This is a genomic window from Caballeronia ptereochthonis (assembly GCF_001545075.1).
In the GTDB taxonomy this organism is placed as follows: Bacteria; Pseudomonadota; Gammaproteobacteria; order Burkholderiales; family Burkholderiaceae; genus Caballeronia; species Caballeronia ptereochthonis.
In genome coordinates, this window is sequence record NZ_FCOB02000005.1 from 246973 (window position 1) to 270011 (window position 23039).

At 64.9% G+C, this 23039-nt stretch carries 14 protein-coding genes and 2 pseudogenes; 8 read left to right on the top strand and 8 right to left on the bottom strand.

Annotated features, from left to right (window positions below):
• The first annotated feature begins 208 nt into the window (after window positions 1–208).
• The 4 genes and pseudogenes from guaB (at window position 209) to AWB83_RS37115 (ending at window position 5132) form a co-directional block, all read left to right on the top strand.
• Window positions 209–1669, top strand: a complete 1461-nt coding sequence (gene guaB, locus AWB83_RS07485) for an IMP dehydrogenase (protein WP_087043812.1) — start codon at window positions 209–211, stop codon at window positions 1667–1669.
• A gap of 15 nt (window positions 1670–1684) precedes the next feature.
• Window positions 1685–2515 (top strand): hypothetical protein, encoded by an 831-nt coding sequence (locus AWB83_RS07490; protein WP_087043814.1) that lies wholly within the window; start codon window positions 1685–1687, stop codon window positions 2513–2515.
• A 193-nt stretch (window positions 2516–2708) separates the two neighbouring features.
• On the top strand, window positions 2709–4292 hold the full coding sequence (gene guaA, locus AWB83_RS07495) for a glutamine-hydrolyzing GMP synthase (RefSeq protein WP_087043816.1): 1584 nt from the start codon (window positions 2709–2711) through the stop codon (window positions 4290–4292).
• Between the two features lie 216 nt (window positions 4293–4508).
• Window positions 4509–5132: pseudogene (locus AWB83_RS37115) on the top strand (2'-5' RNA ligase family protein).
• A 118-nt stretch (window positions 5133–5250) separates the two neighbouring features.
• Here the strand turns inward: AWB83_RS37115 and tssM are convergent.
• The 8 genes and pseudogenes from tssM to tssH form a co-directional block, all read right to left on the bottom strand.
• Window positions 5251–9201: pseudogene (gene tssM, locus AWB83_RS07505) on the bottom strand (type VI secretion system membrane subunit TssM).
• 34 nt (window positions 9202–9235) lie between these two features.
• Window positions 9236–10477, bottom strand: a complete 1242-nt coding sequence (tssL, locus tag AWB83_RS07510; protein ID WP_374729093.1) for a type VI secretion system protein TssL, long form — start codon at window positions 10475–10477, stop codon at window positions 9236–9238.
• Between the two features lie 67 nt (window positions 10478–10544).
• On the bottom strand, window positions 10545–11891 hold the full coding sequence (tssK, locus tag AWB83_RS07515) for a type VI secretion system baseplate subunit TssK (RefSeq protein WP_087043820.1): 1347 nt from the start codon (window positions 11889–11891) through the stop codon (window positions 10545–10547).
• A 26-nt stretch (window positions 11892–11917) separates the two neighbouring features.
• Window positions 11918–12442: a type VI secretion system lipoprotein TssJ gene (gene tssJ / locus AWB83_RS07520; RefSeq protein ID WP_087043822.1), complete on the bottom strand. Its 525-nt coding sequence runs from the start codon at window positions 12440–12442 to the stop codon at window positions 11918–11920.
• A 79-nt stretch (window positions 12443–12521) separates the two neighbouring features.
• On the bottom strand, window positions 12522–13004 hold the full coding sequence (locus tag AWB83_RS07525) for an Hcp family type VI secretion system effector (RefSeq protein ID WP_087043824.1): 483 nt from the start codon (window positions 13002–13004) through the stop codon (window positions 12522–12524).
• 108 nt (window positions 13005–13112) lie between these two features.
• On the bottom strand, window positions 13113–14609 hold the full coding sequence (gene tssC, locus AWB83_RS07530; RefSeq protein WP_087043826.1) for a type VI secretion system contractile sheath large subunit: 1497 nt from the start codon (window positions 14607–14609) through the stop codon (window positions 13113–13115).
• 49 nt (window positions 14610–14658) lie between these two features.
• The gene (gene tssB, locus AWB83_RS07535; RefSeq protein WP_087043828.1) at window positions 14659–15219 is read right to left on the bottom strand and encodes a type VI secretion system contractile sheath small subunit; all 561 of its coding nucleotides are present in this window, start codon (window positions 15217–15219) and stop codon (window positions 14659–14661) included.
• 36 nt (window positions 15220–15255) lie between these two features.
• A complete protein-coding gene (tssH, locus tag AWB83_RS07540; RefSeq protein ID WP_087043830.1) occupies window positions 15256–17967 on the bottom strand; it encodes a type VI secretion system ATPase TssH in 2712 nt (903 codons plus the stop codon).
• Between the two features lie 480 nt (window positions 17968–18447).
• On the opposite strand from tssH, the gene AWB83_RS07545 reads away from it, so the two are divergent.
• The 4 genes from AWB83_RS07545 to tssG all read left to right on the top strand — a co-directional run bounded on the left by AWB83_RS07545 (window position 18448) and on the right by tssG (window position 23036).
• Window positions 18448–19059, top strand: a complete 612-nt coding sequence (locus AWB83_RS07545; RefSeq protein WP_087043832.1) for a TagK domain-containing protein — start codon at window positions 18448–18450, stop codon at window positions 19057–19059.
• Window positions 19056–19931 carry a type VI secretion system accessory protein TagJ gene (locus AWB83_RS07550; protein WP_087043834.1) on the top strand — a complete coding sequence of 292 codons (876 nt, stop codon included), beginning with the start codon at window positions 19056–19058 and terminating at the stop codon, window positions 19929–19931. The genes AWB83_RS07545 and AWB83_RS07550 overlap by 4 nt, the downstream gene beginning before the upstream one ends.
• 76 nt (window positions 19932–20007) lie before the next feature.
• Window positions 20008–21897, top strand: a complete 1890-nt coding sequence (gene tssF, locus AWB83_RS07555; RefSeq protein ID WP_087043836.1) for a type VI secretion system baseplate subunit TssF — start codon at window positions 20008–20010, stop codon at window positions 21895–21897.
• Window positions 21897–23036, top strand: coding sequence for a type VI secretion system baseplate subunit TssG (gene tssG / locus AWB83_RS07560; RefSeq protein ID WP_087043838.1), 1140 nt, complete (start codon window positions 21897–21899; stop codon window positions 23034–23036). The genes tssF and tssG overlap by 1 nt, the downstream gene beginning before the upstream one ends.
• The last annotated feature ends 3 nt before the right edge of the window (window positions 23037–23039 follow it).

Sequence of the window (23039 nt, forward strand, 5' to 3'; positions counted from 1 at the left end):
TTCGAATGAAGGCGCGAAGGGTAGCATGCGGACCCGGGCAGCGGTCTTGTCAAAACCTGCACGAAAAACGCGGGCGGCCCGGAGGAGGACGCCGAACCCGTCCGACGGCGGCCCGGATTTTGCGGTCAAACGGGCTAACTTGCTGTTCGGACAGTGAAAACCCGAAGAACTATCGGTATAATCTGCTTTTGCGCCCATAGGATTTGCCATGCGTCTGATCCAGAAAGCACTCACGTTCGATGACGTGCTCCTCGTGCCCGCGTTCTCCAGCGTTCTCCCGCGCGATACCAGCCTGAAATCCCAGCTGACTCGCAACATCTCCCTGAACATGCCGCTCGTGTCCGCCGCCATGGACACGGTCACCGAAGGCCGGCTCGCCATCGCAATGGCGCAGATGGGCGGCATCGGCATCGTCCACAAGAATCTCACCGCCAAGGAGCAGGCTCGCGAAGTCGCGAAAGTGAAGCGCTTCGAGTCCGGCGTCGTGCGCGATCCGATCACGGTTCCGCCGCAGATGCGCGTGCGCGACGTCATCGCGCTGACGCAGCAGCATGGCATCTCGGGCTTCCCGGTGGTGGAGGGCGCGCAACTGATCGGCATCGTCACGAATCGCGACCTGCGTTTCGAGGAGCGTCTCGACGAGCCGGTGCGCAACATCATGACGCCGCGCGAGCGTCTGGTCACGGTCAAGGAAGGCACGCCGCTCGCCGAGGCGAAGGCGCTGATGCACAGCCATCGGCTGGAGCGCGTGCTGGTGGTGAACGACGCGTTCGAACTGCGCGGCCTGATGACGGTGAAGGACATCACCAAGCAGACCGAGAACCCGGACGCCTGCAAGGACGAGGACGGCAAGCTGCGCGTGGGCGCGGCGGTGGGCGTGGGTCCGGACAACGAGGAGCGTGTCGAGCTGCTCGCGGCGGCGGGCGTCGACGTGATCGTCGTCGATACGGCGCACGGCCACAGCCAGGGCGTGCTCGAGCGCGTGCGCTGGGTCAAGCAGAACTATCCGCGCGTGCAGGTCATCGGCGGCAATATCGCGACGGCTGCGGCGGCCAAGGCGCTCGTCGAGTACGGCGCGGACGCGGTGAAGGTCGGCATCGGGCCGGGCTCGATCTGCACGACGCGGATCGTCGCGGGCGTCGGCGTGCCGCAGATCACAGCGATCGCCAACGTGTCCGAGGCGCTGCGCGGCACCGGCGTGCCGGTCATCGCGGACGGCGGCGTGCGCTTCTCGGGCGATGTTTCCAAGGCGCTCGCGGCGGGGGCGAACGTCGTCATGATGGGTAGCATGCTCGCGGGCACGGAAGAGTCCCCGGGCGACGTGTTCCTGTACCAGGGCCGCCAGTACAAGTCGTACCGCGGCATGGGCTCGGTCGGCGCGATGAAGGACGGCGCGGCGGACCGCTACTTCCAGGACAACTCGGCGAACATCGACAAGCTCGTGCCGGAAGGCATCGAAGGCCGCGTGGCGTACAAGGGCTCGGTCAACGCGATCCTGTTCCAGATCGTCGGCGGCGTGCGCGCGAGCATGGGCTATTGCGGCTGCCGCACGATCGCCGAAATGCACGAGAAGGCGGAATTCGTGCAGATCACCGCGGCCGGCATGCGCGAGTCGCATGTGCATGACGTGCAGATCACGAAGGAAGCGCCCAATTATCACGTTGATTAACCACGCGGATTGGTCATGAAACCGTTGCTGCGGGTCGTGCTCGTCATCAATGCCCTGATTTTCCTCGCATCTGGCTTGCTGTTTCTGCTGACGCCGTGGGCGCGCCTGTACGGCGCGCTGCAACTGGTTTCGATCCGCGTGCAGCCCGCGTTCGCCGGGCAATTGCTCGGCATCGCGCTCATCGGTTTGTCGTGGCTCGCGTTTCATGCGGCGATCGACGGCGCGCTGACGGCCAGAGCCGCGAGAGTCTCGGGTCATGTGCAATGGCTGGGCGGCATCGTGGTGCTGGTCTGGCTGCTCGGCCTGCATATGCCGGATGTCGATGAAAGAAGTGCGGTGGTCGTCGGCGCCGTGCTCGTGGTGCTCGGGCTCGGCAGCGTGAGGCTGTCGTCCGCCGTGCGGCGGCGCGAACGCGCGAAGCTGGCGGGCACGGCATCGGCGGCGCGCGCGGAGAAGCGGGCGGCGAAGACGCGCGAGGCGACTCGCGCGGAGCCCGCGGTGGCGGCATCCTCCGTGCCGCCGCCGGTGGATACGCCGATGCGTCCGTCGGCGCGGGCCCCCGAAGCTACCGCCATCGATCCCGTCAGCGGCCGCGCGGTCGATCCGGCCGGCCGTCCGCTGGACGGCGGCGCGGTGGATCCCGTGACGGGCGCCACGTTCGACCCGGTGACGGGCCGCAAGCTCGACCCCGTCACCGGCCGGGAGATCGATCCGGTGACGGGCAAGCGCATCGACCCGGTCATCAGCGGCGAGATCGACCCGGCGACGGGCCGGCGCATCGATCCGCTCACCGGGCGAGTGGTGCCGGGCGCGGCGCCTGATGCGGCACGTGGAGCACCACGCTGAGCGCGCGCACGGCTCCAGCCGGCGCGCGGGCGGCGAGTCCCGCGGCGGCGCGCGCGCAGCAGCAGGAAATACAAGCACGGTCGGCCTTTGCGCCGGCCGTCGATTTATTTGCGAGTCGTTTGCAGACGGGCCGCACGGCGTTGCGGCCCGGCAGCACAGACATCATTCGTTCACTTAGCCTTTGGCCGCAGCCATGCACGACAAAATCCTGATTCTCGATTTCGGCTCCCAAGTCACCCAGCTGATCGCCCGACGCATCCGCGAGTCGCATGTCTACTCGGAGATCCATCCGTACGACGTCGACGAGGCGTTCATCCGCGAATTCGCGCCGAAGGGCATCATCCTGTCGGGCGGGCCGAGCTCGGTCACCGAGGCGAAGTCGCCGCGCGCGCCGCAGATCGTCTTCGATCTCGGTGTGCCGGTGCTCGGCATCTGCTACGGCATGCAGACGATGGCGGATCAGCTTGGCGGCAAGGTGGAGCTCGGCAACGTGCGCGAATTCGGCTATGCGGAAGTGCAGGCGCTGAATCACACGGGCTTTCTGGAGGGCATCGAGGACTTCAAGACCGCCAAGGGCGATTCGATGCTCAAGGTGTGGATGAGCCACGGCGACAAGGTCGTCGATCTTCCCGCGGGCTTCCAGTTGATGGCGTCGACGCCGTCGTGCCCGATCGCCGCGATGGCCGACGACGATCGCCGCTTCTACGGCCTGCAATGGCATCCGGAAGTCACGCACACGGTGCAGGGCCGCGCGATGCTCGACCGTTTCGTGCTGGAGCTGTGCGGCGCAAAGGCCGACTGGGAGATGGGGCATTACATCGACGAGGCGGTCGAGAAGATCCGCGAGCAGGTCGGCGACGAGCACGTGATTCTCGGGCTGTCGGGCGGCGTGGATTCGTCGGTGGCGGCGGCGCTGCTGCATCGCGCGATCGGCGACCAGTTGACTTGCGTGTTCGTCGATCACGGTCTCCTGCGTCAGGACGAGGCGAAGCAGGTGATGTCCACGTTCGCGGATCACCTGGGCGTGAAGGTGATTCACGTCGATGCGAGCGAGGCATTCTTGCAGAAGCTCGCCGGCGTGACCGATCCCGAAGCGAAGCGCAAGATCATCGGCGCGGAGTTCGTCGAGGTATTCCATACGGAATCCGACAAGATCACCGATGCGAGGTGGCTCGCGCAGGGCACGATCTATCCGGACGTGATCGAATCGGCGGGCAAGGGCAAGAAGGGCGCACACACGATCAAGAGCCATCACAACGTCGGCGGCTTGCCGGAGACGTTGAATCTCAAGCTGCTCGAGCCGCTGCGCGAGCTCTTCAAGGATGAAGTGCGCGAACTCGGCGTGAAGCTCGGGCTGCCGCCGGCTATGGTGTATCGTCATCCGTTCCCGGGACCGGGTCTGGGCGTGCGCATTCTCGGCGAAGTGAAGCGGGAATATGCGGACCTGCTGCGCCGCGCGGACGCGATTTTCATCGAGACGCTGCGCAACACCATCGACAAGGAAACGGGCAAGTCGTGGTACGACCTGACGAGCCAGGCGTTCGCGGTGTTTCTTCCGGTAAAGAGCGTCGGCGTGATGGGCGATGGGCGCACGTATGAATACGTCGTCGCGCTGCGCGCCGTGCAGACGCTGGATTTCATGACGGCGCACTGGGCGCATCTGCCGCATGATCTGCTCGGGCATGTTTCCAACCGGATCATCAATGAGGTGCGGGGGATCAATCGGGTGGTGTATGACATTTCCGGGAAGCCGCCTGCGACGATCGAGTGGGAGTGAACCTCACCAGCGAGGCGAGGCACAACGGCCGCACCCCCGCGCCCGATGGCATCGAATAAGAGGCGCGCGCCGCAGAACACCGATCTCCCGGCGCTATGAGACAGTGTTCTTCGATATCTGATCGCAACATCACATGATGCAAACGCCCGGCAGCAGGACACCTGCCGGGCGTTCTTTTACGGGACGAGCGGGGCGTCATCCAATCGACGATAATGAATGCTTCCCCATCCGCGTACCTGCAATGCGGCCGTGACCCAACTTACGCTACCAGGACTCGAAGCGCCCCAACCGAAGCATCGCTTCTTCTTTGCAGAGAAGCCCGATCCGGACACCGCTGCGCGCATCGCTGAGATGGCCGGATGGCTGCGGTCCGGTATGCATGTCAAGGCCAAACTGCTGTGTACCGAGCGCCTGCACATCACGCTGCATCATCTGGGGCGACTTTGCGCATGTGCCGGAGGCGCTTGTCGCGCGTGCATGCGCCGCGGCAGCAGGCATTGACATGCCGCCATTCGACCTGACGTTCGATCAGATCGCCAGCTTCAACGGCCGGCCGGGAGATCGGCCCTTGGTGTTGACGGGGCGCGCCGGGCTGGACAAATTGATCGGCTTTCACCAAGAACTTGGAAATGCCCTCAGAGAGGCAGGTCTGCGTGTTTCAAGCGCGCGTTTCACGCCCACCTCACGTTGCTGTACGGCGAGGACAGGTTTGATCTACGCGAGATTGATCCGATTACCTGGACCATGCGCGAATTCGTCCTGATTCATAGCTGGCTCGACAAGGGGCGCCACGACATAAAAGGGCGCTGGCCGTTGAGAGACGGCGGCCCGTCGATTTAAGGGACTGACTTGTTACACACCGTAGTCCCGTGTGCAGACCGGGCCACGGTGGCGCGACGGGCGCTCGGCATCGTCGTGCGATCCAGGTGAGGCGCGCGAGATTCCCAACCGCCCGCCCTCATCCCGCCGGCAAGCCCGCTGGCGGCCCGCTGTCGGGCAGACCGATAACCGGCACGGAACCAGGGCAACGGAAGCTCGTCAGAAGATCGCTGGTCAGCGGATTGGCGACGCTGCCCGCACCGGAAACATCCAGCACCGCCTTGCGTCCCTCGAATTCGAAGACTACGCGCGTGCGCCCGGGCGTCGCGGTCGGGATGATCTGTCCGTGGCGCAGAAGCCGCATGAACGCCCACGCTCCATCTGCCGCGATGGTCGATGTTTCTGCTCGAATGCGAGGTGTCGCGGTGATTTCGACATGCACGCCGCCGCGCGGACCAGGCCAGCTCACGCGCGTCGGCGTCACGGGCCCGTGCTGATAAATCATGCTTTGTCCGTCGATATCGATCACCAGCGCCATGACCGACGGATCGAGATCCGCGACGCGCACATTCGCTTTCCATGCGACTTGCTTCTGCCCCTGATCGCCGAAGAACACATCGCGAATAGCCTTCGCTCGCTGGAACGGTTCGAGTTCCGGCCCCTGCACGGGCTCGGTGGATCCGGGCAGCGTCCGGTAGCGCCATGGGCGCGCCGACGTATCGACGAAGGGCGCGAGGTTCTTGGTGAAGAAATCGTCGATCAGGCCGCCCTGCGCGAACAGACGCGTGAAATCCTCGATACTCACATCACGATTGCTGTCGGGCGAGAAGGGATAGTTTCCCTCCAGCGTCAGACGGCATGCGTCGCTCAAGACTGCCTGCATCTGCCGCGAAAGCAATTGGCCGATGCCTTGATTGACCTCTCGCGAACCATGCTTGGACAAGCCGAGCAGCACTTCGCGAAACGGTGCGGGCATCGTGCCGGCGACGATCTTGAGCTTCGATGCGGCGTCGCTTGCGGGCGGCAAGCTGTTGTTGGCGATGGCGTTGTCTGCGACCATGAGCGCCGTGTAGTAATCGCCGAGCAATGATGCGATGCCATCCAGTCCGGCAACACCGGCACCGGCCTGAGCGACGGCAGTACCGTCGCCGCGCCCGTTCGCCGTGCCCGTCACGATTTCGTGCAGCGCGGCGAAGTGGCTGTCGACGATTTCCTTTTCGATCCGTTCCTGTGCGCGAATGGCGAGCGCCTCACTGGCGCTGTCCGCGATCGTCCTGGCAATTTTTTGTGCGCCGGAAACGTCCTCGCTGGCAGGCGGCCGCGCGAGGGTCGTTTCGCGGGCGGCGGCGCCGGCCAGTCTGGCGAGCGGCGAATCGGGCGCTGCGAACTGGCGCAGCACCTGGAGGTTGAACGCGAGGCTCGTGCCCGTGACCGCCCGGATGTCGCCCAGGAATGCATCCCAGTGATTCGCGTATTCGCCGAGATACAGCCGGCGTATCGCTTCCGTGAGCGGATCGTCTGCGCCCGTGACCGAGCTCGCGAATTCAGCCGTTTTTTTTTGAGCTTCGCCGAGATAAGAGCGACCCATGACCCACGCATCGTCGTCGCGCGCCGCAGCGACGAACTCGTGCAAGCGCTTGTCGAACAGCTTGCGATAACCATCGACGGTGAACAAGCCCGGAACGCCGCGAGAGAGCGGCGCGCCGCTTTCCCGCGTAAAGACAGCGCCGGCCTGCGGCCCGACCGCGCGCAGCAGGGTGAACTCGTCGGGCGCTTCCTTCTCCACGTCGGCCTTGGCGCGGTCGTACAAACGTTGCGTCGCATTGCTCATGTCGAGGAAGGCGCGTGCGCGCTGGATCAGCGCGTCGTTGCGAATCAACGGCGATTGCACGACCCGCGTGCCGGAAAAGAGTTACTCGAGATGACCGATCATGGATGCCCGTGTGCCGAAGACGGCGGCGTTACCCGTCCTGCTCCAGTCGTCCAGCACCCAGGCCCGAAGATCGCGCGCATTGAATTTTTCGCGATCGTAGAGCATCAGATAGACGCGCAGCGCATCGTAAGCGGATTTCGAATCCTGCTGCTCGATGGATTGCGCGATGACGTCCTCGATCCTCCGAACGATTTGCGGCAGCAGGAAATTGTCTTGCAGCGCCTGATGCGTGAGACGGCTCACATCGACGATTGCGGGCGCCGCATAGAGACCGTAGCGGAAGCTGCTGTCGGGCGCCGCCAGGTCGAGTCCCGGCGCGGCAGGCAGGTCGCGCGCTTGCGCGAGCGTGTCGGGCACATCCTCGGGCGCCGGCTCCCGATAGAGCTTCTTCACGCGGGTCGCGAGTGCGTCGGTCTTTCGCGCGATGACGTCGAGATAGCCGTCGTTGTTGTTGAAGCTCACGTAAAGCGCCGTAGCCAGCCAGCAGAACAGGAGCACCGCGAGTGCGTGACCGAGCAGACGAAGCAGCCTGAAGCGAAGTTCCCGGTCGAGATTCGGCCGCACCAGATGCGCCTCCGGCAGAATCACCGTGGCGAAGAGATCGTGCAGGAAGTAGCCGTGACTGCCGTGCGCCGGCTCGCTGGCGACTTTCAGCGGATGACCGAGCGCGGTCGCGAGCCGCTGCACGACCGTCAGCGGTTCGGCCACCACGTGCTCGCCGCTCTGTGCCGCGCTCGTGAAATACACGCCGCGCAAGGTCGCGCGAGCCTGCGTGCCGTCGTAGCGCGAATCGAGGAGCAGGCTTGAAAGCAGTTCGAGCAGGGGCGCTCGAAGCGCATCGAATGACTCCGGCAGCGCGGCAAGGCGCTGGCGGCGCGTCATGTCGTATTCGTCTTCGAGCCGCGAGTTCATGCCGCCCGCGATGCGCGCGGACAACCGGGCGAATTCTCCTTCGCAGCGCATGACCGGATCGCCGCTGGCGAGCGACAGCGTGAAGCCCCATATCTGAGTGCGCGTTTCCTTGGTCAGCGAGCTGAAATAATCCGCGAAGCCCGGCAACCGGTCCATTTGCGTGATGATCAGATACACCGGAAAGCAGATACCCAGGGCGCTCCGTACTTCTTCGAGCCGCGTGCGCAACGCGACGGCTTCCGAGGTGCGAACGGCCGGATCCGGCGAGGTCAGCACATCGAGCCGGACGCTCAGAAGCACGCCGTTGAGCGGCGCGCGCGGACGATGGCGGCGCAGCAGCGCGAGGAACCCGCGCCACTCGTCGGCGTCGACAATCCGGCGCCAGCCCGGATCGCCGGACGGACCGGCGAGCGCGTGCTCTTGCGCGCTCATGGCGGCCTCGTCCCCCTCGCGGGTCTTGTCGCCGGCCGAGCGGGCCGGTAGTGCATCCATCGAGGCGCCATGCCGGGTGTAATGACCGGCGGTATCGATGAGCACGGCTTCGTTGGTCAGCCAGCAGTCCGTCGCTTGCGTGGGCGCGGGCGGACCCATCGTCCGGTGAGCCGTCTCGCCGATGGGAACGTGCAGACCCGAGCCCAGAAGCGCACTGGTTTTGCCGGATCCCGGCGAGCCCAGCGCGACGTACCACGGCAGTTCGTACAGATAGCGCGAGCCCTGAAACAGGCGGCTGATGCCGCGGGCGCCCGTGCGCATCGCCTTGAGCCTCGCCAGTGCCTGCCTGAACTGCCGCTCGACGTTCTGCAAGCGCGCGGCCGCCGGCGAGGCTTCCTGCTTTCGGCCGAGCGTCAGCGTCTGCTTCAGGAAGTGCGGATCGCTCTGCATGCGGCGAAAGGCCCACACGAGCCAGTACACGCCGTAGCCAACCAGCACGATCGCGATGGCGAAGGCGCGCGCCGTCGCCGACGCAAACGGCTGACTCTGCCCGAAGCTCAGGAAGGGCGCCGCGCACCAGATGAGCAGGCAGATCAGCGCCACGAAAACGGGACTGGTGGGCAGCGCCTTCAACCAGAGCAGCACGCCCGCCAGCAACAGCGCGATCAATGAAACGCGCATGGCGATGCCCGCGAGCGGCCTGAGCCCGCCGAAGGCGACGAAGGGGCCGAAGAACCACACGGCCGACGCCAGGGCGACCAGCGCGAGCAATGCAAGGAACCAGCGGGACCGCAGGAACGACAGGTAGTTCATGTCTCAATCCGAAGATCGTGAAACCGCGAGATGGCTAGGGCGTGACCGTGATGGCGACGCGGCGATTCTGCGCGCGTCCTTGCGCGGTGGCGTTGTCGCCGACCGGATCGGCATCGCCCTTGCCGAGCGCTTCCAGCCGGGCCGCCGGCACACCCGCGGACTGGAGCATGCGCATGACTTCCACGGCGCGCTGCTGCGAGAGCGCGTCATTCGAGGCGAAGCGAGCGCTTCGGATCGGCAGGTTGTCCGTGTAGCCGGTGATGACGACCTTGCCCGGCACCTTCATGATCTCTTGCGCAATCTTGGCGATGAGCGGGTTCATCGACGCGTTCACGGCCGTGGCGCCGGGCGTGAACATCGCATCGCCCTTGAACGTGACCGTGCTGTGCCGCAGGTCTTCGTCGACGCTGACGGTGCCCGCGGCGATCTCGTGGCGCAATAGCTCCTTGAGATGCGGCAGGCGCGGCGAGGAGGGCGCCGCACGAGCGATGTCCGCGATGCGCTGCTCGAGCGCGCCGCTTCGCTCCAGAAGGTGATATTCGTACCAGCCGAACAGGACGATCAGGATCGCGCCGAGCACGGTGAAGCTGATCCAGACCGGAAAGTCGTACACGGACATGCGCGTGCCGCGCGCGTCGGACCGCGCCTGCGGCGACAGCGCCATCGGCACGATGCCGCGCTGCGTCTGGATTTCGTTGTAGAGGCGCTTGCGCACGGCGTCGTGCTTGCGCGTGCCGTCGGCGTCGTGGCGATAGCGGCCCATGAAGCCGAGACTGAGCACCCGATAAACGACTTCGAGCAGTTCGAGGTGCTCGCGCGGTTCGGTCATGAGCCGGCCGATCAGCAGATAGATCTTGTCGCCGCCATGCCGGTCTTCGTGAAATTCGGCGGCGAGGCCCGTGGCGATCCAGCGCACGCCGGTTTCGCGCTTTCCCCAATGCGTCTGCGTGGCCGCGTCGTCGAGCGCGGTGCACAGGCAGTAGCGCGCGCCGATCATGTGATCGCGACGGATATTGGCTTGCTCGCACAGGCGTTGAAAGGCGCGCACTTCCTGTTTGAGCAGCAGATGCAACTGGTCGATGCCTTGGAGATCGAGCTCGGCCGGCATGTCGGCGAGCGCGCGCAGCAGCGGGCGCGCCGCCTCGAGCAGCGGATTCGCCGCTTCCTGGAGCGCCTTCAGGCGTGCTGCCAGCGGCTCTCCCGGTGGAATGCCCATCGCGCTGCGCACCGGCGAGGAAGCCGGGCCGTAAGACGGAAACCCTGCTTGAGGATTCACTGTGTTCCCCTGATGTCGTGATGGCCAAGCGCGCTGGCCGGACGCAGCCGGCCTCGAGCAGTGCGTTTCACGCGCGCACGCCCCACAGTTCGAGCCTGAGCTGCGGGAAGTCGCCCGCCACGTGCAGCGCGATGCCGCCGTGCTGCGACACGGTGTCCCAAAGCGGGCCGCTGCGCGACAACTCGAAGTACACATATCCCGAGTTGAACGGGATCTGGCGAGGCGGCACCGGCAGAGCCTGCAACGCGATGCCCGGCAAGTGCGCGCGCACGAGATCCGGCAGGCGGTCGGAAGGCCCGATCTTGGCTTGCGTGGCGAACTGCGCGAGCAGCGCATCCGGTGGCATCGCCGCGGACACGGCCAGCACGAGGGCGCTGTAGTTGCGGATCTCGGTGGGATCGATCACCGCGTTGCGCATGCCGTAACCGACGTCCTCGAGTGCGATCGCCTGCGCGCTGCGCACGAGCACCGCGTTGAGCAGCCATTGCATGTCGTCGACGAGAGGCTTCAGGCACGTGTGCGGCTCGGTATGCCGATAGGGCGGGTGAGTGGCGAGCGGCCGGCGCGTCGCGGGGCGCACATAGGTCGAAAGCTCGCCGGCCATGCTGATCAGCAATGCGTAGAGCTCGGCGGGCGACGTGGTCGGCACGCGGCGCAAATGCTGCAGGAGTGGTTCGTAGCGGTTCAGCGTTTGCAGCAGCAGATAGTCCGAAACTTCGGCCACCGAGCCCGCCTTGCCGTCGCCGCCCGTCAGGCGCCTGGCGAGCGCGTCGGCGCGCAGACGCGTGAGCTCGTGGATTTGCCCGAGCCACGATTCGAGTTGCCAACTCGCGCCATATCCCGGGACCGGCGGCACGATCGTCTCGTCGAGCGCGAGGCTGCCGTCGGCGCGGATCGTCGTCACCTTCGTGAACGGCAAGCCGATCCATGCGTCGGTCATCTCCTTCTCGGGAACGAGCCGCAGGCGAAGGTGAGACAGCTGGACGGTACGCACGCCATGCCCGACCGAGTTGGTGTCGCGCAATTCGACGTCGGACACCGCATAGCGCGCAAGGGAATCGGTCGCGCCGTCGAAGGTGGTTTCCTCGCCGTTCGGAACGCGAATCGGCGTCGCGAGATGAATGACTTGCTCGAGATGCTCGGGGCGCACCGTCAAGGGCGGGGGCGGCGGCGTGCTGCCGGGCGCGTCGAACGGCGTTCCGTCCGCGAACACGCCGCTCGCCGATTTGACGATGACCTTGCCGAGCGCGAGCGCTTCCTTGTCGATCGCGTAGTGACCGAAGCCGAAGAAGAACGGTGTCAGCGGCGCCGCGCGCTTGTGCGCGTACTGTTCGAGATAGCGCTCCTGCTGCTGAAAAAGCTGCGGACGAAGGAAAAGTCCTTCGCTCCAGGTGACCTTGTTGTACCAGCTCATGCGTAGCGTCGATGAATAGGGGTTTGTCAGCGGTCCGCCGCCTGAGCCTTGGACTGCTCGTCGGCGATGACGATTGCCGCCCTGTCGAGCCTGATCGTCAGGCCGAGCCGGGGCGAGCGGCGATACCAGGCGGCCTCGGGCCTGGATGGCAGGCGCCAGGTTGCGCGCCACACCGCATTGGGCAGATCGCGATAGGCGGCAAGCACGCCGAGCGTGGTGGTCGCCTGATTCGCCTCGCGCGTGATCGTCATGCTTTCGCCGGGGCGAAGCTGAAACTGGTCGCGCACGAGGAGATCGTCGGCGAGCACCGTCTTGTCCTTGTCCTGAAGCGTGAAGAAATCGGCGTCATTGAAGGTGGCCGCGTCCTTGAGTTCATAGAGTCGAACGACGATGGGCGCCGCACGACCTTTATCGTCCGGATTGACGTCCGACGACGCCGCGAGCGCGAGCGTCAACCCGACGGGCGCAAGACGTGGCCTGCCCGCGTCGCTCGCGCACGCGGAAATGGCGAGCGCGCAAGCGAGCGCGACGGAGAGGATGAAAGGGCGCATCGGGAGATCCGGCAAGCGTCCGGCATCGAAAGAGCCCGGCGCGTCAGGCAAACGCGCGGGCCCCGCGCTGTCGGAAGGCTCAGGCCTCCTTGTTCAGCTTGATGTCATAGCTTGCCGTCACTGCGCCGCCACTCCCGCCCTGGGCGTTCTGGACGACATACTCCTGCTTGACCCTGGCGAACGAAAGCCGCACGAGTTCGCGAATGCCTGTGTCGCTGTTGCTGCCCGAGGGCTGGACCTTCGTCACGACCACGTCGTTCATCGTGATCTTCAGATACTCCAGCGGGTTGCCGCCCGCCTTGCGCACGGTGAGCAGGGCTTGATCGATGTGCTTGCCGGTCAGGCAGTACTTCATCAGGTTCGGGCTCGCTCGGTCGACGAGGTGCTCGAAGCTCAGATCCTCGACGGCCGCCTTGCCGGCGCCGCCGCCCGATCCCATGTGCATGCTCGACTGTTGCGAGATTTCCCAACCCCAGTTCTTCACTTCGATCTCGTTCTTGTGCGCCGCGTCCTGCGATTCGCCATCGATGCCGCTGATCTTGATAAAGATGTCCTGTGCCATCTGAAACTCCTGGTTTATGAAAATGCCGCGCTGTGCAGCGCGTTGTCCTACGGCCCGGGGCCGTATGCATGAGCGGCGGCGCGTCGTTTGCCGACGTCCGCCGCGCGATCAGGCCGCTTCCTTCACCGAAGGCAGGCGCGCCACGAGACGCAGCGACACCGTCAGCCCTTCGAGCTGGAAGTGCGGACGCAGGAAGAACTTCGCCTGGTAGTAGCCGGGGTTGCCTTCGACCTCCTCGACGATCACCTCAGCCGCCGCGAGCGGGCGCTTCGCCTTGGTCTCTTGCGACGAGTTCGCCGGGTCCGCATCGACATAGTTCATGATCCATTCGTTGAGCCAGCGCTGCATGTCCTCGCGCTCGCGGAACGTGCCGATCTTGTCGCGCACGATGCACTTGAGGTAGTGCGCGAAGCGCGAGCATGCGAACAGGTAGGGCAGCCGCGCGGACAGGTTCGCGTTTGCGGTGGCGTCCGCGTCCGAATATTCCGCGGGCTTCTGCAGCGACTGTGCGCCGATGAACGTCGCGTGATCCGTGTTCTTCCGATGCACGAGCGGAATGAAGCCGTTCTTCGACAACTCCGCTTCGCGGCGATCCGAGATCGCGATCTCGGTCGGGCACTTCATGTCGACACCGCCGTCGTCGGTCGGGAAAGTATGGCAGGGGAGATTCTCGACCGTGCCGCCGGATTCCACGCCGCGAATCAGCGAGCACCAGCCGTACAGCTTGAACGAGCGGTTGATGTTCACGCCCATGGCGTAGGCCGCATTGGACCAGGCGTAATTGCGATGATCAGGTCCGTTGGTGTCTTCCTCGAAGTCGAACTCGTCCACCGGATTGGTGCTGGCGCCGTACGGCAGGCGCGACAGGAAGCGCGGCATCGCAAGGCCGATATAGCGCGCGTCATCCGAGTTGCGCAGTGCGTTCCAGGGCGCGTATTCCAGATTCTGCGTGAAGATCTTCGTCAGATCGCGCGGATTGGCGAGCTCCTGCCACGACTCCATCTGCAGCACCGAGGGCGACGCGCCGGAAACGAAGGGCGTGTGCGCCGCCGCGGCGACTTTCGCGATCGAGCCGAGCAAGTCGACATCGGGCGGTGTGTGATCGAAGTAGTAATCCGCCACGAGACAGCCGTAGGGCTCACCGCCGAGCTGGCCGTACTCTTCCTCGTAGATCTGCTTGAAGAGCGGGCTCTGATCCCACGCGATTCCCTTGTAGCGCTTCATCGTGCGGCGCAACTCATCCTTTGAGACGTCCATGAAGCGAATCTTCAGGCGCTCGTCGGTCTCGGTGTTCGAGACCAGATGATGCAGCCCGCGCCACGCCGACTCGAGCCTCTGGAAATCGGCGTGATGCAGGACCAGATTGATCTGCTCGGAGAGCTTGTGATCGATCTGCGCAATGATCGATTCGATGCTCTTGTACGCGTCGTCGCTGATCGTGAGCGACTGCTGCAGCGCCTGCTCGGCGAGCGTGCGCACGGCGAATTCGACTGATTCGCGCGCGTGATCGGTCTTGGGGCGAAACTCCTGTGCGAGAAGCTGCGAGAACTCGCTGTGAGTGCCGGCCGCCGGGGCGGTGGCCGATGTCGTCTGGTATTGCGTCATGGTTCTTCTCGTGTCTCGAGGTATGAATGCGCCGATGCGCGTGCAGGACTTATTGCCGGGCCTCGCCTTCGGCTACGTGATCGTCCGACAGCGGCTTGGGCGTCTCGGCGAGTGATTTCAGTAGCGCGGGATCGGCGAGCAGCTTGTTGATGAGCGTCTCGGCGCCGGACTTGCCGTCCATGTAGGTCTGGAGATTGGCGAGCTGCGTGCGCGCATCGAGGAGCCGCCGCAGCGGCTCGACCTTGCGTGCGACCGCCGCCGGCGAGAAGTCATCCATCTTTTCGAAGGTCATGTCGACCATCAGATGGCCTTCTCCCGTGAGCGTGTTCTGCACCGCGAACGCGACGCGAGGCTTGATCGCCTTCATGCGCTCGTCGAAGTTCTCGATGTCGATGTCGAGAAAGCGGCGGTCCGCGACGGGCTGCAGCGGCTCGACGGGTTTCCCCGACAGATCGGCCAGCACGCCCATGACGAAAGGCAGCTCGACCTTCTTTTCGGAGCCGTAGACCTCGACGTCGTATTCGATCTGCACGCGCGGAGCACGATTGCGAGCGATGAACTTCTGCGAGCTGTTTGGCTTCTGTACGCCGTTGATGTTTGAACTTGACATGCATTGACTCCGGGAACGGGGTGGAAATCGACGGGATCAGTCTTGCGGAACGGTGTGAGGCGAGGTGCCCGCGCACGCCTGTTCGAACACGATGGCCGACGACGGCGCGGCCTTGCGATCGGCGATATCGATGCGGATGCGCGCGAGCGTCTGCTTCGACGAAAGCGCGTCGAGCCAGCGCGCCGCGAGACCGGGCAGCACGTGCTGCTCGATGAAACCGATGAGCATGCGAGCGCCGGTTTCCTGAACGAGGCAGTGCGCGACGATGTAGTCGACGAGGCTATCGCCGTACATGAGCTCGATGGCCTGGCTCTCGGCCATGCGCCGCACGACGCGATTCAGATGCAGCCGCACGATATCCGCGAGCGATGCGGATGCGAGCGGGCGGTAGGGCACGAGTGTTACGCGGCCAAGGAAGGCGGCGGGAAATGTCTTGAGCAGCTCCTGCGACAGCGCCGCGCGCAGGCCATCCGAATCGGGGGCGAGCGAGGCGTCCGCGCACAGGCTCGTCACCAGCTCGGAACCCGCGTTGCTGGTCAGCAGGATGGTGGTGTTGCGAAAATCGACATGGCGGCCATCGCCGTCTTCCATGCAACCCTTGTCGAACACCTGAAAGAAGAGTTCGTGAACGTCGCTGTGGGCTTTTTCGATTTCGTCGAGCAGCACCACGGAATACGGACGCCGGCGCACCGCCTCGGTGAGCACGCCGCCCTCGCCGTACCCGACATAGCCGGGCGGCGCGCCCTTCAATCCCGAAACGGTGTGGGCTTCCTGATACTCGCTCATGTTCACCGTGATCAGATTCTGCTCACCGCCGTAGAGTGCTTCCGCAAGCGCGAGCGCGGTTTCCGTCTTGCCCACGCCGGAGGGGCCCGCCAGCAGGAAGACGCCAAGCGGCTTGCGCGGATCGGCGAGCCCGGCACGCGCAGTCTGAACCCGCTCGCCGATGAATTGCAGGGCCTCGCTCTGGCCGATCACGCGCGCGGCAAGCGAACGTGGCAGCGCACGCACCGCGGCGACTTCATCGTTCACCATGCGGCCGACCGGAATGCCCGTCCAGTCCGAGACGATGGCGGCGACGACGGACTGATCGACTTCGGGAAAGACAAGCGGGGCATCTCCCTGCATGTCCTTGAGCGATGCTTCCAGACTTCGCAGCCGGGCGCGGGTCGATGCTTCGCGTGCGGGCCCGGTTGCCTGCCCGTTCGCGGCGTCGCGAATCGAAGCGCGTGCGGCGCCAAGCGCCTGGGCGGCATCCAGCTGACGTTGCCATCGCTGTGCGAGAGCGGTTTCCTCTTCCTCGAGCGCGTGGATGCGATGCCGAAGGACAGCGGTCTCATCCTGTTCGAGGAGACCCATCTGCGCCTCGGATTCGAGCAGTTCCAGCTCCAGGCGGGCGGCGCGCGTGCGCTCCCGAGCGCTCTGGACTTCGCGCGGCAGAGCGTGCCGCGATAGCGCGACGCGCGCGCATGCGGTGTCGAGGAGACTGATTGCCTTGTCCGGCAACTGACGCGATGGAATGTACCGATGCGAAAGCCGGACGGCCGCGCGGATGGCCTCATCGCGCACGACCACGCCGTGATGCCGGGAAAAGGCGCGAGCCAGCCCACGCAGCATGTCGATGGCCGCGTCCTCCGACGGCTCGGCGATTTGCAGCATCTGAAAACGCCGCGCGAGGGCGGGGTCCTTCTCGATGTGCCTCTTGTATTCGGTCCATGTGGTCGCACCGATCACGCGCACGGCGCCGCGTGCGAGAGCGGGCTTGAGCAGATTGGCGGCATCGCCGGTTCCCGCCTGTCCCCCGGCGCCGATGAGCGTGTGAACCTCGTCGACGAACAGAATGATCGGCGCGACCGATTTCTGCGCGGCGTCCAGCACGTGCTTCAGGCGCGCTTCGAACTCCCCCTTCATGCCCGCTCCGGCGAGCAACGCGCCCACGTCGAGCGCCATCAGGCGGACTTCGGAGAGCGAAGGCGGGACGTCGCGGTTGACGATGGCGAGCGCAAGCCCTTCGATTGCGGCTGTCTTGCCGACACCCGCTTCACCCGTCAGGAGGGGATTGTTCTGGCGCCGGCGCAGGAGGACGTCGATGATCGTGCGAATTTCCTGTTCGCGGCCGATGACCGGGTCGATTTCTCCCGCGCGAGCACGGGCAGTCAGGTCGATGCAGTATCGATCGAGGGAGGATTCCTGTCCCGTCGCGGGCAGCGTGCCAGAGGCGTCGGACGCCATGGCCGCGGAGAGGTCGGCGTTATCGTAGGGCAGGTCGTTGGCTTCCGGCGAGCCAATGATCCACTCACGCAGCGTTTCGCGCGGCAATTCGGGCGAGAGGCCAGCCAGGGTCGACGACATGGACAGAAGCACGCGCCGCAGCTCGGGCGTCGTGATGAGCGCCGCCATCAGCCAGGCGCTGCGTATGCGCCGGTCGCCGAATTCCAGTGTGGCAAGCACCCAGGCGCGTTCGATCGCAAGCTCGATGTGAAACGAGAAATCGCTGATGGAGCCTGCTCCGGACGGAAGCGCCGCCAACGCGCGGGACAGATCGCGGGTCAAGGCATCGAGATCGATCCGGGCGTGACGGACGATGCGATGCACGTCGCTATCCGGAAGCTGCAGCAACTGATGCAGCCAATGCACCAGTTCGACATACGGATTGCCCCGCAGTTTGCAGAATGCCGTCGCCGATTCGATGCTGCGGAAAAGCGTGGTCCCGAGCTTGCCGAACAATGCCTGACGCGAAATGGTCATGTCTTGAGATTTACGTCTGTCTGATGTTGAGGTTTCTGACTTTGATGGATGATAAGTAGATCGAATGGATGAAAACTATTTTCTACTCCGGATACAGAGAGTCGATGTCCGATGCGGTAATCAAAGCTGGATTCTTCGGGTGGCGATTGTAAACAGAATTCAAGTTCTACGAAATATATAGGGAAGCTAATTAATGAGGAAATTTGTCCTTCCTGGATTTCACTCGCACAGACGCGCGAAGTCTTGCGGGGCGCATGCAATTTTTTGTCCCGCCGAACGTGTTGTCATCCGGTCATAAAAATTACAATTAGGTATCCAACATATATCGATGAAATGAAATGTGGTGCTATACAATCGGCTGCCGCAACATGGATGGATATTTAACAGAACGTGTATAGCAGTGCATACGGAGTCAGTGTGGCGATGGTCGTGCGGATTCGTCGCCCGTCCACGCCAGGCGAATCGGTCGTATCGAGCGCAATGCGTTCGAACGACGATCGCCGGCATGACGTCTTCGATTCCTTCGGCTGGTTCGGGCATGCGCCTGTCGCGAACGGTGGCGATCCGGTATTCGATCTGCTGGATGCAACGGCGAACCCGGGTGCGCCGGGCGGGTCGCGCGAATCGTCCGCGTGCGCAGATCCGGAGGCGGTGCAGTCTGGCGGCGATCCGTTGATGGATTCCCTCTACGAGCAATATCGCACGGCATTGCAACAGCCATTCACCGCCGTTTCCGGCAAGTGGGTGAGCGCCGCCACGCCCGGGAGCGAAAGCGCGAAAGCGTGCAGCCAGGAGGCGCCGGAGTGGGCGCGGGACGCGGACTGTCCCATCACCAGCCTGCTGGGCGACATCCAGACCGTGGACGACGCATTCGACATGTCATCAGGCGTCGATTCCCACGGGGCGCATAGCGGCGAAGACATTCCCGAAATCCTCGGTCTCTTTGCTCCGCCGGAATATCAAGGGGCGCTCTCGCGATATACCGACGTGCTGCCGCCCGATCTGGTCAAGCGCGAGCACCATGCGCTTGCCATCGATAGTCCGATCCGCTTCCCGGATATCCCGCGCGGCATCGAGGAGCAGGCCAAATGAGCGAATTCTCCAAGCCTCGGGCGGACATGGGCATCGCGTCCGGAGCGTCGCTCGCGGAACGCATCGAGTCGCTGGCGCAGAGCGTGCGCGCCGAGCCTGCAGCCGCCGCGCATCGCTGGCCGCTTTTCCAGATGCTGTGTCTGACAGGCGAGTGGGAGCGCGCGCTGCTGCAGTTGCAGGTCTTGGCACAGCTCGATCAATCCCGGGAGCGCACGGCGCGCACTTACCGCGATCTGATACGCGCGGAACGGTGGCGCGAACGCGTCATGCTTGGCGCGCTGGAACCGGCGTTCGTATACGACGACGTTGACGCATGGATGCGCGGTTTGCTCGACGCGCTGCGCCATGCCGCGCGCGGCGAATGGGACATGTGCGATGAAGCGCGGCTGCGGGCGCTGGACATGGCGCCGCTCGTGTCCGGGTTCGACGGGCCGAACACGTTCCAGTGGATCGGCGACGGCGATTCGCGTCTGGGCCCCGTCTGCGAATTCTTCGCCGCGGGCGGCTATCGCTGGATCGCGCTTTCCGATGTGGCGAACTGGCGGATTCCACGGCCCACCGCGCTCATCGACCTCGTATGGGCGCCCTGCGCGCTGACGTTGCGTGGCGGCGCGGTGTTGCATGGCTTCATGCCCGCGCGCTATTCCGGAAGTACGCATGCGCAACGGGACGATCGCGACGAGCTTTGCCAGGGAAGCAAGTCTGTCTGGCAGCAAGTCGGCCGCACGGGCGTCGTGGGTCTGGGCCGCAAGACCTGGACCACGGACGCCGGGGATTTCGGCATCTTCGAATTGGCTGAATGCTCTTTCGGTGACGGCGCACCGGGTGCGAACCCGCCGCTCGATACCGGTGACACGCAGGCGCAGCCATGAAGCGGTCGGATCCCGAAACCAGCCGCCCGCACGTGGGTGCACGGCATGACTAGCGTGAAATAGGGGAGATCGTCGCTTGGATCCCAGGCTACTCGAGTATTACAACCAGGAACTCGTCGCGCTTGCCGAAATCGGCGGCGAGTTCGCGCGCACGCATCCGAAAGTCGCCAATCGGCTGGGTCGCGAGGCCGGCGAATCGATCGATCCCTACGCGGAGCGGTTCATCGAATCGTTCGCGTTTCTGGCGGCGCGGATGCGTATCAAGATGGACACGGAGTCTTCGCGATGCGCCGCGCGCCTGCTGGAAGTCGTGTACCCGAACTATACGGCTCCCACGCCATCGATGGCGGTGGCGCGGTTTCATCCGGATCCGCGCGTGTCCGAGCTCGCGGAAGGGTTCCGCATCGCGCGTGGCACTGCGCTCAGGAGTCGGGAAGCGCCGGGCGGAAAGACCGCGTGCGAATTCCGGACGAGTCAGGACGTCGTGCTCTACCCGCTCGAAATCACGAGTGCGGCGATCACGGGCATACCGACCGACATTCCAATGCTGGAGCGGTACGTCCCGGCCGACACGCGCGTGCGCGGCGCGTTGCGGCTCCGGATCCGCACTTCGAGCCAGGCGGGCATCGCCGGCCTGCGCGGTCTGGATCGCTTGCCCATCTGTCTGGCGGGCGACGAGCACGTCGCATCGCATTTGTTCGAACTGGTTCATGCGGCGAGCGTTGTGACATTGATCCGCGCATCCTCGGATCCATGCAACGGCGCCGGCACGATCACGGCCGTCACGTCGGATGCGGTGATTTACGAAGGACTCGGAGCCGAGCAAGGGCTTCTGCCGCTCACCTGGACGAGCCATCACGGACACAACTTGCTGCGTGAGTATTTCGCTTGTCCCGGCCGCTTCTATTTCCTTACGCTCGCCGGGCTGGCATCGGGATTCTCTCGCGTGCAGGGAAGCGAGGTGGAGGTCGTCGTATTGCTCGATCAGCCGGGCGAGCGGCTCGCCGAACTGGTCGATGCATCGCGTTTCGCGCTTTTCTGCTCGCCGGTGATCAACCTCTTTCCGAGCCGCACCGACCGCATCGAGCTCTCGCGGGTGGACGCCGAATTCCATCTCGTGCCGAGGCGCCTCGCACCGCTCGACTACGAGGTCTTCTCTGTCGAGTCGCTGCGAGGTCACCTGCGCGGCGGATCTTCCACGCTGGAGTTTCGGCCGCTGTATCAGACGCTCAACATGGACCACGGAAACTACGGGCGCTATTTCTCGTTGCGGCGCGAGCCTCGCATGCTGTCGGAAGAAAGGCGCCGTCACGGGTCACGCACGCACTATTCGGGAACCGAAGCATACGTGTCGCTGGTCGATCAGCATGAGCCGCCTTATCGCGCGGACATGCATGCTCTGTCCGTGGATGCGTGGCTCACGAATCGGGATCTGGCACCGCTCGTTCCCCGCGACGGCGTGAACGATCTCTTCGCCGATCATTCCGCCCCGCTGGCGAGCGTGGGTCTGATCCGGCCGCCGAGTCCGCCTCATCCGCCCTTCGCGGAGCGCGAAACGATCAGGCGCCTGGTCCGTTTGCTCAACTTCAGCCAACTGCCGCTCGAGGACATCGATCATCGGCCGGGTGGGCAGGCGCTGCGCGACATGCTGCGGCTTTTTCTTCCAGGCGGCGATGTGGCGCATCAACGTCAGATCGAGAGTCTCGTCGGCGTGAAGATGCGGCACGCTTCGCACAAGCTGCCGAGCAAGGGGCCGCTCGTGTTCGGGCGCGGCATCGAATGCGTGCTGACCGTCGATGAAACCGGCTTCTCGGGCGCGAGTCCGTACCTTTTCGGGCTCGTGCTGGAGCACTACATGACACGCCATGCATCCATCAACTCATTCGTTCAAACCGAGCTCCAGTCGATACAACGGGGCCGCGTGATGCGCTGGCCCGCGCGGATGGGCGCGCGAGGATCGGCTTGATGGCGCCGGCGAACCCGATGGCCGCGCTGTGCGACACGCCGCTTTCCCGGGAGGAAGTCATGTCCCTGAAAGCGGAGCCGTGGCGCTACGGTTTCCTGGCGCTGCTACGGCGCATCGGCGCCAATGCGCACCTCCATCCGGTCGGTACCGCCGCGAGGCCGGGCGCCGAGCCGTTCCGGCTGGGCCAGCAGCCGGGCCTGACGTTCGCGCCGCGCGAGATCGCGGGCGTCGGCGAAATGAACGGGCGCCTGCACGTGCGGCTCTTCGGGCTCGGCATGCTCGGACCGAACGGTCCGCTGCCCATGCACGTGACCGAAATCGCGCGTGAGCGCGAGTTCAGCCGCCGCGACACGACGCTGAGCGCTTTCCTCGATGTTTTTCATCATCGCTATCTGACGCTGCTTTATCGGGCGTGGGCATGCGCGCAGTCCGCGGCGGGCCTCGATCGTCCCGGATCGGACAGCGAGCGATTTTCCTTCTACGCGGGATGCCTGACGGGCCAGGATACGCATGAGATCGCGCGGCGCGCTCTGCCGCCCCATGCGCATCTGGCCGCATCCGCCAGCCTGGTGCGCGAAGCGCGCGAGCCCGACGGCTTGCGCATGACACTCGCGCGCTACTTCGGCGTTCCCGTGTCGATCGAGGAATACGTGTTTCACTGGATCGGCATCGCGGAGGGCGAGCGCAGCCGGCTCGGCCAGCCGGGCGCGGCTTCGACGATGGGCGAGGGCGCGGTGCTCGGCGAGCAGGTGCCGGACCGGCAGTACCGCTTTCGCATCGTGATCGGGCCATTGGATATCGGCGCCTATCTGCGCTTCACGCCGCGTGGCGCCGATCTGCCCTTGCTCATGGCCTGGGTGCGCAGCTTCGTTGGCCATGCGTTCGAGTGGGAGCTGGAACTGCGCATTCGCCAGGACAGCGCGACACCCGCGACGATAGGCGGGCCTGAGCAGCTGGGCTGGTCGGGATGGCTGGGCGGTTCTGCGGCGCGCACTCCGCCTGCGGGCATGCGCTTCGAGCCCGAGGGATACACGAAACGATGCGCGCGGCGGGCTCAGGAAGGATGCCCGTCAGGGACGACAGATAGCGAGCAGCATGAAGCAGCAGAGGAAGAACATGGCGTTTGCCACGATGCATGACTG